This is a genomic window from Streptomyces natalensis ATCC 27448 (genome assembly GCF_000935125.1).
GTDB lineage: Bacteria > Actinomycetota > Actinomycetes > Streptomycetales > Streptomycetaceae > Streptomyces > Streptomyces natalensis.
The window spans coordinates 219,765-231,105 of the sequence record NZ_JRKI01000017.1 but is presented as its reverse complement, the minus strand read 5'-3'; the positions used below and the strand labels follow the sequence as shown (position 1 = coordinate 231,105).

12 protein-coding genes are annotated in these 11,341 nt (G+C 71.8%); 11 read left to right on the top strand and 1 reads right to left on the bottom strand.

The annotated features are described in order from the left end of the window. Positions 1-28 precede the first annotated feature (28 nt). From ald to SNA_RS12170, 7 genes are all read left to right on the top strand, one after another. Complete coding sequence (gene ald, locus SNA_RS12200) at positions 29-1,144, top strand: alanine dehydrogenase (protein ID WP_030067842.1); 1,116 nt, start codon at positions 29-31, stop codon at positions 1,142-1,144. A gap of 491 nt (positions 1,145-1,635) precedes the next feature. Beyond that, the gene (locus SNA_RS12195) at positions 1,636-2,652 is read left to right on the top strand and encodes a ParA family protein (RefSeq protein ID WP_018087947.1); all 1,017 of its coding nucleotides are present in this window, start codon (positions 1,636-1,638) and stop codon (positions 2,650-2,652) included. After that, entirely contained in the window at positions 2,649-3,167 is a 519-nt protein-coding gene (locus SNA_RS12190; protein WP_044364776.1) for a hypothetical protein, read from the top strand. Before SNA_RS12195 ends, SNA_RS12190 begins: the two co-directional genes overlap by 4 nt. 59 nt (positions 3,168-3,226) lie before the next feature. After that, complete coding sequence (locus SNA_RS12185) at positions 3,227-4,207, top strand: segregation and condensation protein A (protein WP_030067845.1); 981 nt, start codon at positions 3,227-3,229, stop codon at positions 4,205-4,207. Between the two features lie 50 nt (positions 4,208-4,257). Then, positions 4,258-4,914, top strand: coding sequence for an SMC-Scp complex subunit ScpB (scpB, locus tag SNA_RS12180; protein ID WP_044364920.1), 657 nt, complete (start codon positions 4,258-4,260; stop codon positions 4,912-4,914). Next, positions 4,914-6,020 carry a pseudouridine synthase gene (locus SNA_RS12175; protein WP_030067847.1) on the top strand — a complete coding sequence of 369 codons (1,107 nt, stop codon included), beginning with the start codon at positions 4,914-4,916 and terminating at the stop codon, positions 6,018-6,020. The genes scpB and SNA_RS12175 overlap by 1 nt, the downstream gene beginning before the upstream one ends. A 76-nt stretch (positions 6,021-6,096) precedes the next feature. Continuing rightward, positions 6,097-7,119: an ADP-ribosylglycohydrolase family protein gene (locus SNA_RS12170; RefSeq protein WP_241779616.1), complete on the top strand. Its 1,023-nt coding sequence runs from the start codon at positions 6,097-6,099 to the stop codon at positions 7,117-7,119. A gap of 398 nt (positions 7,120-7,517) precedes the next feature. Here the strand turns inward: SNA_RS12170 and SNA_RS12165 are convergent, their stop codons facing one another. Beyond that, positions 7,518-8,225: a nucleotidyltransferase domain-containing protein gene (locus tag SNA_RS12165; protein WP_030067850.1), complete on the bottom strand. Its 708-nt coding sequence runs from the start codon at positions 8,223-8,225 to the stop codon at positions 7,518-7,520. Between the two features lie 135 nt (positions 8,226-8,360). On the opposite strand from SNA_RS12165, the gene aroH reads away from it, so the two are divergent. The 4 genes from aroH to SNA_RS12145 all read left to right on the top strand — a co-directional run bounded on the left by aroH (position 8,361) and on the right by SNA_RS12145 (position 11,289). Next, on the top strand, positions 8,361-8,723 hold the full coding sequence (aroH, locus tag SNA_RS12160; RefSeq protein ID WP_030067851.1) for a chorismate mutase: 363 nt from the start codon (positions 8,361-8,363) through the stop codon (positions 8,721-8,723). After that, positions 8,720-9,805: a prephenate dehydrogenase gene (locus tag SNA_RS12155; protein ID WP_030067852.1), complete on the top strand. Its 1,086-nt coding sequence runs from the start codon at positions 8,720-8,722 to the stop codon at positions 9,803-9,805. The genes aroH and SNA_RS12155 overlap by 4 nt, the downstream gene beginning before the upstream one ends. Before the next feature lie 87 nt (positions 9,806-9,892). After that, the gene (gene cmk / locus SNA_RS12150) at positions 9,893-10,624 is read left to right on the top strand and encodes a (d)CMP kinase (RefSeq protein ID WP_030067853.1); all 732 of its coding nucleotides are present in this window, start codon (positions 9,893-9,895) and stop codon (positions 10,622-10,624) included. Further along, entirely contained in the window at positions 10,621-11,289 is a 669-nt protein-coding gene (locus SNA_RS12145) for a lysophospholipid acyltransferase family protein (RefSeq protein ID WP_030067854.1), read from the top strand. The genes cmk and SNA_RS12145 overlap by 4 nt, the downstream gene beginning before the upstream one ends. Positions 11,290-11,341: the final 52 nt, after the last annotated feature.

The following is an 11,341-nucleotide window of genomic DNA, read 5'->3' as shown; positions in this document are numbered from 1 at the left end:
AAGCTCTCTTTCAAGGACCGTGATCGACGTGAAGGTCGGTATCCCCCGCGAGGTCAAGAACAACGAGTTCCGCGTGGCCATCACGCCCGCCGGAGTGCACGAGCTCGTCCGCCACGGCCATGAGGTCGTCATCGAGAAGGACGCCGGCCTCGGCTCGTCCATCACGAACGAGGAGTACGTCGCCGCCGGCGCCACCATCCTCGGCACCGCCGATGAGGTGTGGGGCAGCGCTGACCTGCTGCTGAAGGTCAAGGAGCCGATCGCGGAGGAGTACCACCGTCTCCGCAAGGACCAGACGCTCTTCACCTACCTGCACCTGGCCGCCTCCAAGGAGTGCACGGACGCCCTGCTGGAGTCCCGCACCACCGCCATCGCCTACGAGACGGTCGAGACCGCCAACCGCGCGCTGCCGCTGCTCGCCCCGATGTCCGAGGTCGCGGGCCGGATCGCCCCGCAGGTCGGCGCCTACCACCTGATGCGCCAGGCCGGCGGCCGCGGCGTCCTGCCGGGCGGTGTCCCAGGCACCCACGCCGGCAAGGCCGTGGTCATCGGCGGCGGCGTCTCGGGCTGGAACGCCGTGCAGATCGCCGTGGGCATGGGCTTCCATGTCACCCTGCTCGACAAGGACATCAACAAGCTCCGCGAGGCCGACAAGATCTTCGGCACCAAGGTGCAGACGATCGTCTCCAACGCCTTCGAGCTGGAGAAGGCCGTCGTCGAGGCCGACCTCGTCATCGGTGCCGTCCTGATCCCGGGCGCCAAGGCCCCCAAGCTGGTCACCAACGAGCTCGTCGCCAAGATGAAGCCCGGAAGTGTCCTTGTCGACATCGCGATCGACCAGGGCGGTTGCTTCGAGGACTCCCGTCCGACCACTCACGCCGAGCCGACCTTCCAGGTCCACAACTCGGTCTTCTACTGCGTCGCCAACATGCCCGGCGCGGTCCCGAACACCTCCACCTACGCGCTGACCAACGCCACGCTGCCCTACATCGTGTCGCTGGCCAACAACGGCTGGGTCGAGGCGCTGCGGCGTGACCCGGCGCTGGCGAAGGGCCTGAACACCCACGACGGCAAGGTCGTCTACCCCGAGGTCGCCGAGGCGCACGGCCTCGACTCGGTCGAGCTGCGCACGCTCCTCGGCTGATAAAGCGTCAATCTGTCGCGTTCGCGCGAGCGGTCCGGCCGGGTCCTGTCAACGGGGCCCGGCCGGTCGTATGTGCGACACGCCGTGAGCCGGTCTTCGGTCGACGGACTCTCAACTCGCCGTGAACGTAACCCTTTAACCGATTCGCCACCCCCCGAAACATCGGGTTGAAGCGCCCTGCGCCCTTGACATTCGGGGGTTGAGTTACCGACACATCGTGCCGCGTCCGGTGGATTGTGTTGCTGCGAACGCCCGACACGCCATAGAGTCGCCAACCGTCGGCATGGTGCCACGCTGACCTATCGATAAGTTTCCTGGTCGCATCCAAGGAGGTAAGACGACTTGTGAATGAGTCGACATTTACTCCCGGAGGTGGCGCGCCAGGAGCGGTTGCACGGGGCCAGGGTCCCTCGGGGCTCGAGGCTGTCGGCTCCGTCGCGGTCCACACCTATGCAGCGCACCAGAGCATTTCCACGACAGCCCACCAGAGTATGGACGGCCATCACGTGAACGCCATGGCCGGCGACCGGGGCAGTGGAGAACCCGCCCGTCTCGCCGACTACGACGACCTGCCCGAGGGGCACTTCTACGATCCGGACGCGGAGTACGAGCCGGACCCCGAATACGCCGCGACGCTCGCGCCGGACGCCGCGCGCCAGCGCCGCGAACGCGTCGGCCCGACCGGACGCCCGCTCCCTTACTTCCCCATCCCGGGGCCGCTGTCGGACCACGGTCCGGCGAAAATCATCGCGATGTGCAACCAGAAGGGCGGGGTCGGCAAGACCACCTCGACCATCAACCTGGGCGCCGCACTCGCCGAATACGGACGACGGGTCCTGCTCGTCGACTTCGACCCCCAGGGCGCCCTCTCGGTCGGCCTCGGCGTCAACCCGATGGAACTCGACCTGACGGTCTACAACCTGCTCATGGAGCGGGGCATGTCGGCCGACGAGGTGCTCCTGAAGACCGCCGTCCCCAACATGGACCTGCTGCCCAGCAATATCGATTTGTCAGCGGCAGAGGTGCAGTTGGTCAGCGAGGTCGCCCGCGAGTCGACCCTCCAGCGCGCCCTCAAGCCGCTGTTGGCCGACTACGACTACATCGTCATCGACTGCCAGCCCTCGCTCGGTCTGCTCACCGTCAACGCCCTGACGGCGGCTCACAAGGTCATCGTCCCGCTGGAGTGCGAGTTCTTCGCGCTGCGCGGTGTCGCGCTGCTCACCGAGACGATCGAGAAGGTCCAGGAGCGGCTCAACCCGGAGCTGGAGCTCGACGGCATCCTGGCGACGATGTACGACTCCCGTACGGTGCACAGCCGCGAGGTCCTGGCGCGCGTCGTCGAGGCCTTCGACGATCACGTCTACCACACCGTCATCGGCCGTACGGTCCGCTTCCCCGAGACCACCGTCGCGGGCGAGCCGATCACCACGTACGCCTCCAACTCCGTCGGTGCCGCCGCCTATCGTCAGCTCGCCAGGGAGGTGCTCGCCCGGTGTCACGCCGAGTGAGTCTGCCCGGAGCCGACGAACTCTTCCGCACCACCGGGGGGATGGGACTCCAGTCCTCCCCGCCCCGCCGGCCGCCGAGCGGCTCCGCGGCGGGCGGCTCTCCGGCGCCGGGGGAGCCACCCCGGGTGCCGGCGCCGGCGGGCGAGGCCGACCCCGGTGAGGACCCGGTGCAGGCGCCGCCCGCCGCGGCCGAGCACGGCGGCCGGGGGGCGGACGAGGCCCCCAAGGGCCCGGCGGTCGTCGCCCAGCCCGGCGGCCCGGCCCGCCGCCGCGGCGCCGGCCGCGGCGCCAACCGCCGCCCCAGCGGCCGCGAACGGCACGACGAGAAGATCACTGTCTATGTCTCCGCCGAGGAGCTCATGGACCTCGAACACGCCCGCCTGGTCCTGCGCGGCGAACACGGCCTCGCTGTGGACCGCGGCCGCATCGTCCGCGAGGCCGTCGCCGTCGTCCTCGCCGACCTGGAGTCCCGCGGGGACGCCAGCATCCTGGTACGGCGGCTTCGGGGGCGCTGACGCGCGGCGCGGTGGTGAGCGTCCCGCGGGGCGGGCTGCGGGATAGCCTGTGGACCGCGATGCCCACGACGACCCACGACGACACCTCCGTCACCCGAGCCCGGCGCCCTGTGGGGCGCGGGCCGGGGGGCGAGCCGCAGGAGGAACCGGACGTCCCCGGCACACCGGACGCGCCCGTCGTTCCCACCGCCTCCGCCGAAGCCCCGCAGCCCGACGACCGTAGGTTCACCGTCCGGCTGAGCAACTTCGAGGGGCCCTTCGATCTCCTCCTCCAGCTCATCGCCAAACACAAGCTGGACGTCACCGAGGTCGCGCTGTCGAAGGTCACCGACGAATTCATGGCGTACATCCGCGCCATGGGGCCGGACTGGGATCTGGACCAGACCACCGAGTTCCTGGTGGTCGCGGCGACACTGCTGGATCTGAAGGCGGCCCGGCTGCTGCCCGCAGCCGAGGTGGAGGACGAGGCGGACCTCGCGCTGCTGGAGGCCCGTGACCTGCTCTTCGCCCGGCTGCTCCAGTACCGCGCGTACAAGCGCATCGCGGACATCTTCAGCGAGCGGCTGACGGACGAGCAGCGCCGCTACCCCCGTACCGTCGGGCTGGAGCCGGAGCACGCCGAGCTGCTGCCCGAGGTGGTCCTCGGCATCGGGGCGGAGGGGTTCGCCAAGCTGGCCGTCAAGGCGATGCGGCCCAGGGCGAAGCCGCAGGTCTATGTCGACCACATCCACGCGCCGCTGGTCAGCGTGCGCGAGCAGGCCGAGGTGGTGATGGCGCGGCTGCGGGAGGCGGGCCGGGCCGGGTTCCAGGAGCTGGTGGCGGACGCACCGGACACCCTCACCGTCGTGGCGCGCTTCCTGGCGCTGCTGGAGCTCTACCGGGAGCGGGTGGTCGCGCTGGACCAGGAGGAGGCGCTGGGGGCGCTGACGGTGCGCTGGACGGGCGCGGAGGGAGCCGTGCCGGTCGTGACGGACGAGTTCGACCAGGAGGCGGCACCGGAGGCCGCGGAGGAGCCCCAGCGGACGGAGGAGGCACAGTGAGCGTGAACGGGGCGGACCGGGCGGACGGGGCGCGCCAGGACGCGTACGAGGTGCAGGAAGCCGGCGCCGAGGACGCGGGGCCCGCGGCGCCGGCGGGGGCGCTGGGGGTCGCCGAGCTGGCGCTCAAACCCGCCCTGGAGGCCGTCCTGATGGTCGTGGACGAGCCGGCAACCGAGGAGCACCTGGCGAAGGTCCTCCAGCGCCCGCGCCGCGCAGTGGCCCTCGCGCTGCGCGAGCTGTCCGACGACTACACCCGCGAGGGCCGCGGCTTCGATCTGCGCCTGGTGGCCGGCGGCTGGCGCTTCTACTCCCGCGCCGCGTACGCCGACGCCGTCGAGAGCTTCGTCCTGGACGGCCAGCAGGCCCGCCTCACCCAGGCCGCATTGGAGACTCTGGCCGTGGTCGCGTACCGTCAGCCGGTCAGCCGTTCCCGGGTCTCGGCCGTACGTGGGGTGAACTGTGACGGTGTGATGCGCACGCTCCTCCAGCGCGGTCTGGTGGAGGAGGCGGGGACGGAACCTGAAACAGGTGCGATCCTGTACAGGACGACGAATTACTTTCTGGAGCGGATGGGCCTGCGCGGCCTGGACGAGCTCCCTGAGCTCGCACCGTTCCTCCCGGAGGCGGACGCGGTCGAGGGCGACTCCCCGGAAGGTATCCCGTCGTTCGACGTAGACGACAGCGGCGACTCTCAGACGGATCATTGATGCGAAGCAGCGGCAGGAACAGCAGGGGCAGCAGCGGCGGCGGTAGGGGCAACCACCGCGGTGCCGGCAACCAGCGGGACGACAAGCAGCAGCGCTCGGGCCGCCCCCGTCCCGAGGAGCGCCGCTACGACGTGGGCGGATCCGGCGGCGGCACCGGCGACGGCCCCCGCAAGGGGCGCGGCGATGCGGCCCGCGGCGGCGCCAAGGGCGGTCCCCGTACGGGAGCGAAGTCCGGCTTCGGCGCCAAGGGCGGCGGTCCCCAGCGCGGCCGCGGCCAGGGCCCCGCGCGGCCCCGCGAGTACGACGCCCAGGTCGAGGAGCGCAACCGCGCCCGCCACGACAAGCCGCAGGTCAAGACCCCCAAGACCTTCCCCGGCGCGGAGCAGGAGGGTGAGCGGCTCCAGAAGGTGCTGGCCAGGGCCGGTATGGGCTCGCGGCGGGCCTGCGAGGAGCTGATCGACCAGGCGCGGGTCGAGGTCAACGGCAAGATCGTCACGGAGCAGGGCGTCCGCGTCGACCCGGAGAAGGACGAGATCAAGGTCGACGGCCTGACGGTCGCCACCCAGTCCTACCTCTTCTTCGCCCTCAACAAGCCGGCCGGCGTCGTCTCCACCATGGAGGACCCCGACGGCCGCCAGTGCCTCGGCGACTACGTCACCAATCGCGAGACCCGTCTCTTCCACGTCGGCCGCCTGGACACCGAGACCGAGGGCATCATCCTGCTCACCAACCACGGCGAGCTGGCCCACCGCCTCACCCACCCGCGCTACGGCGTCAAGAAGACCTACCTGGCCGCCATCCAGGGCCCCCTCCCGCGCGACCTGGGCAAGCGGCTCAAGGACGGCATCGAGCTGGAGGACGGTTACGCCCGCGCCGACCACTTCCGGGTGGTCGAGAACACCGGCAAGAACTACCTCGTCGAGGTCACCCTCCACGAGGGCCGTAAGCACATCGTGCGCCGGATGCTCGCCGAGGCGGGCTTCCCGGTCGACAAGCTGGTCCGTACGGCCTTCGGCCCGATCTCCCTGGGCGACCAGAAGTCGGGCTGGCTGCGCCGGATGACCAACACCGAGGTCGGCATGCTGATGCGCGAGGTCGAGCTGTAGCCGGACCCCGCTTGCCGCTTGCGGTATTGCCGCGCCACCCCTTAACGTCATAATGACGATTAAGGGGTGGTTTTTCATGGGGGAGGCAATGATGGACGCGATGGGGGACACGAACTCCGCCGCCACCGGCGCGCTCATCGGGCTCGCGCTCGGTGACGCGCTCGGCTTTCCGACCGAGTTCAACGACGTGCCGGCGATCCTCGCCAAGTGCGGGCCATGGCGGCGGATGGAGCTGCCCGATCCCGCCATCGTCACCGACGACACCCAGATGACGCTGGCGCTCGGCCGCGGGCTGCGCACGGCCATGCAGCAGGGCGAGCTCACCGCGCGGAGCCTGGAGGGCCCCGTACGCCGGGAGTACGTCGCCTGGTGGCGCTCGCCCGACAACAACCGGGCGCCGGGCTACACCTGCCTGCGCGCCTGCGAGCTGCTCAGCGACGAGGACCGGCCCTGGGCCGAGGCCACCCAGATCACCTCCAAGGGCTGCGGCGCCAACATGCGCGTCGCACCCGTCGGGCTCGCCCCCGGGCTGAGCGGCCGGCAGCGCTCCGGCGCCGCCCAGTTCCAGTCCGCGCTCACCCACGGCCACCCCACGGCGCTGGCCGCCTCCGACCTGACCGCGTACGCCGTACGCCTCCTCGCCGACGGGGCGCGCCCCGCCGAGCTGACCGGTCTGCTGCGCGCGTACGTCCACGCCCACCGCACCGAATACCGCGAGGACTGGCTCGGCGACCTGTGGCGGTACGCCCAGGACCCCACGCCGACGACGTTCATCGCCCGCGGCTGGGACGAGTGCCTGGGCGTCCTGGACCGGCTGGACGCGGCGCTCGCCGCGCCGGACCCGGAGGCCGATCCGTGCCTGGCCACCGGCGCCGGCTGGATCGCCGAGGAGGCGCTGGCCACGGGCCTGCTGTGCTTCCTGCTCTTCCCCGACGAACCGCTCACCGTACTGCGGCGCGCGGCGTGTACCTCCGGCGACTCCGATTCCATCGCGTGCCTTGCCGGCGCGTTCGCCGGGGCTCACGCGGGCGCTGACGCGTGGCCCGCGGAGTGGTCCGCCCGTATCGAGTACCGGGCGGAACTCGTTGCCTTGGGCTGATGGCCCCACGTTTTCGGCTTGCCCGCCGTAGGGGTTTGTCGCCGTTGCGCCTGCGGCCCGTTCGCTGCGCTTTGCCTGAGCCGACGTTCGGGCTTTCCCACCGTGACGCCTGCGGCGGGCGTTGCCGCTGGCGCGGGGCTGTCCGGCAGCGGTACCGCCCCTACACGGCTCCGCCGCTACGGTCCGGCACCTCCCCGTTGGGGGTGGGGAAAGACGGTGGGGGCGGGCACGGGTTTTTACCCCCCACCGTCGGGAGGGGCCGCGCCGCAGGACGAAGTCCGGAGGCGTGGTACCGCACCCGACAAACCCACGCCCGCAGCTGGGGGTACCTCCCAGCGTTAGCTGGGGGAGCAACGGCGAGAACACACCACGGCGGGAAAGACAAAAACGTGGGGCCATCAGCCAAGGGCGGAGGCACGGCGGACCCGGAAGAGGAAGTCCGCCACCCGGGCCCGGTCCGGTTCGGCCGGCAGCGGGGAGCCCGAGACGGCCGCCTCGGCCTCCTCGGTGAGCGCCACCAGACGGCGCTCCACCTCCTCCCACGGCACCTCCCCGCGCCGGACCGCCAGCAACTCCTCCCGGGCCTCGCCGATGTCCAGCGTGAGGACGCCCGTCCGCAGCAGATCACGCGAGCTCGCCAGCAGCCGCAGCAGATGCATGGCGTGCTTCCAGCGGGGCGCGCCGCGCAGCCGCACATCGGCATGGAGCTGCTTGAGCTGCCCGGCCGCGTAGCCGGCGAAGGTGCGGTGCGCCTGCCGGGAGAGGAACGCCTCGCGCAGTGCGAGAAGCTCGCGGCCCGTGGCGTCGATGCGCTCGACGAGGGGGGAGTGCAGGCACTCCAGGGCGGTGGGATTGGCCCGCAGGGCCAGCTCGCAGAAGCGCTCCAGCTCCCAGGAGAACTCCTCCTCGCGCGGCCCCTCCACATGCGTCGGCGGCTTCTCGAACGCCCAGAAGAGCCGGGTGGGCGCGAGATAGACCCCGCGCCGGTCGATGTCGCTGGACTCCGTCGCCAGCCCGAAGGCGCGCGAACCCATCACACACGCGTACACGGTGTGGTGGGCAACCAGCTCAGGGCCTGCGGGAACGGTCGGGCGGTCGGTCGGCATGCGGGCGATTGTCACCGGTCGGGGCGGTGGCTGTCACCGGAATTGCACTGGCTCGGCGCACGGTTGTCAGCGCCTCTCGATACGCTGATCTGTGCGGACGCAGAGGCGTACGCACAGAACGCAGGGAGCGGTGACGTGGCGGTACGAGCGGTCCGGGGGGCCGTCCAGCTGGAGCGGGACGACGCGCAGCACATGCGGGAGCAGGTGGCCGAGCTGCTCCTGGCCATCCTGGAGCGCAACGACCTCGTGCCGGAGGACCTGATCAGCATGTGGTTCACCGCCACCCCCGATCTGCACAGCGACTTCCCGGCGGCCGCCGCGCGCAGTATCGGGATCACCGATGTGCCGCTGCTGTGTGCCCAGGAGCTGGAGGTGGCCGGCGCGATGGAGCGGGTGGTGCGGGTGCTGGCCCATGTCGAGACCGGGCTGTCGAAGGCCGGGGTCGCGCACGTCTACCTCGGTGCGGCGGCGGCGCTGCGGAAGGACATCGCCCAGTGAGGACCGCACTCGTCATCGGAACGGGCCTGATCGGCACCTCGGCCGCGCTGGCGCTCAACGCCCGCGGCGTCCAGGTCTACCTCGAGGACCACGACCAGGCGCAGGCCCTGACGGCCGCGGCGCTGGGCGCGGGCCTGGCGGAGGCGCCGCCCGGCCGCGTCGACCTGGCGATCGTGGCGGTGCCGCCGGCCCATGTCGCGGCGGCGCTGGCCGGTGCCATGCGGCGCGGCGCGGCCCGCGCCTACATCGACGTCGCCAGCGTCAAGGGCGGCCCGCGCCGCGAGCTGGAGGCGCTGGGCTGCGATCTGTCCGGCTACCTCGGCACCCACCCGATGTCCGGCAAGGAGCGCTCCGGGCCGCTGGCCGCCACCGCCGATCTCTTCGAAGGCCGGCCCTGGGTGCTCACCCCGCGGCCCGACGGCGACACCGAGGTCCTCAACCTCGCGCTGGAGCTGGTCGCGCTGTGCCGGGCCGTGCCGGTGGTGATGGACGCCGACGCCCACGACCGCGCCGTCGCCCTGGTCTCGCACACCCCGCAGCTGGTCTCCAGCCTGGTCGCCGCCCGCCTCAAGGGCGCCGACGAGACCGCGGTGCGGCTGTGCGGCCAGGGCATCCGGGACGTGACGCGGATCGCGGCCTCCGACCCGGCGATGTGGATCGACATCCTCTCCGCCAATCCGGGGCCGGTCGCCGATGTGCTGGCCGAGGTCGCCGCCGACCTGGACGAGACCGTACGGTCGCTGCGCTCCCTCCAGTCCGCCGACGAGGACAAACGCGGCGCCGGCGCCGGCGGTATCGCGGACGTCCTGCGCCGCGGCAACGCCGGTCGCGAGCGGGTGCCGGGCAAGCACGGCGCCGCCCCGGCCGCGTACGAGACGGTCGCGGTCTACATCGGCGACCAGCCCGGCGAGCTGGCCCGGATCTTCGCCGACGCCGGCCTGGCCGGGGTCAACATCGAGGACGTCCGCATCGAGCACGCCACCGGCCAGCAGGCCGGCTTCATCCAGCTCACGGTGCAGCCGGCGGCGGTCCCGGCGCTGACCGCGGAGCTGAGGGAGCGGGGCTGGTCGATCCGCCAGTGAGACCGTGGACGGGGCGGTGCGGGCGAGCCAGTAACCTTGTCCGAGGCCACTTATCGGCCGTGGACCTCCGCCCCGTGCACAGGAAAGGTGTTCGTCACCGTGGAAACCGCCACCCGGACCGCCCCGGCTGCAGTGATTGTCGCCATCGACGGCCCCGCAGGCACGGGCAAGTCCAGCACGTCCAAGGCCGTCGCCGCCAAGCTGGGCCTCGGCTATCTCGACACCGGCGCCCAGTACCGCGCGATCACGTGGTGGATGCTGAGCAACGGCATCGACGTCCAGGACGCCACCGCCGTCGCCGATGCCGCCGCCAAGCCGCACATCGTCTCCGGTACGGACCCGGCCGCCCCGACCATCTCGGTCGACGGTCTGGACGCCGCGGGCCCGATCCGCACCCAGGAGGTCACCGCCGCGGTCAGCGCCGTCAGCGCGGTCGCCGAGGTGCGCGCCCGGATCACCGAGCTCCAGCGCACCATCGCCGCCGAGGCGCCGCGCGGCATCGTCGTCGAGGGCCGTGACATCGGCATAACGGTCCTGCCCGACGCCGACCTCAAGGTCTTCCTCACCGCGTCCCCCGAGGCCCGGGCGGCCCGCCGCGCGGGCGAGCTCAAGGGCAAGGACGCCACCGACCTGGCCGCCACCCGCGAGGCCCTGATCAAGCGGGACGCCGCCGACTCCTCGCGTAAGACCTCCCCGCTGGCCAAGGCGGACGACGCGGTCGAGGTGGACACCACCGAGCTGACCCTGGAGCAGGTCATCGAATGCGTGGTCACCCTGATCGAGGGCGCGAGCGCCGCAAAGGCGGGACTCGCCCGGTGACCGAATCCGGCAGGGCGCCGAGCGAGGCCGGCGCCGCGGTCGGCCGGCGGATCGGCATCGGCCTGATGTACGGGCTGTGGCGGCCGCGGGTGCTGGGCGCCTGGAAGGTGCCGTCCGCGGGCCCGGTGATCCTCGCCGTCAACCACTCGCACGGTATCGACGGCCCGATGCTGATGGGCACCGCGCCCCGGCCGGTGCACTTCCTCATCAAGAAGGAAGCCTTCGTCGGCCCGCTGGATCCCTTCCTGCGCGGTATCGGGCAGCTGAAGGTGGACCGCGACGCCACCGACCGCAAGGCGATCACCGACGCGGTCGGTGTGCTGGAGCGCGGCGGTGTGCTGGGGATCTTTCCCGAAGGCACCCGCGGCGAGGGTGACTTCGCGTCGCTGCGCGCCGGGCTGGCGTACTTCGCGGTGCGCTCCGGGGCTCCGGTCGTGCCCGTCGCGGTGCTCGGCAGCACCGACCGCACCAGCCGGCTGAACCCGGCCATACCGCCGCTGCGCGGCCGCGTCGATGTCGTCTTCGGTGACGGCTTCCAGGCGGGCGACGGCAGCGGGCGGCGCACCCGTAAGGCGCTGGACGAGGCGACCGTACGGATCCAGGAGCGGCTGACCGCCCACCTGGCCGAGGCCAGGCGCCTGACCGGGCGCCGACCGACACTTTGAGTAGTGGGGCGCGTACCAGTGCCCCACCGATGACGATGATGAACGAGGAACG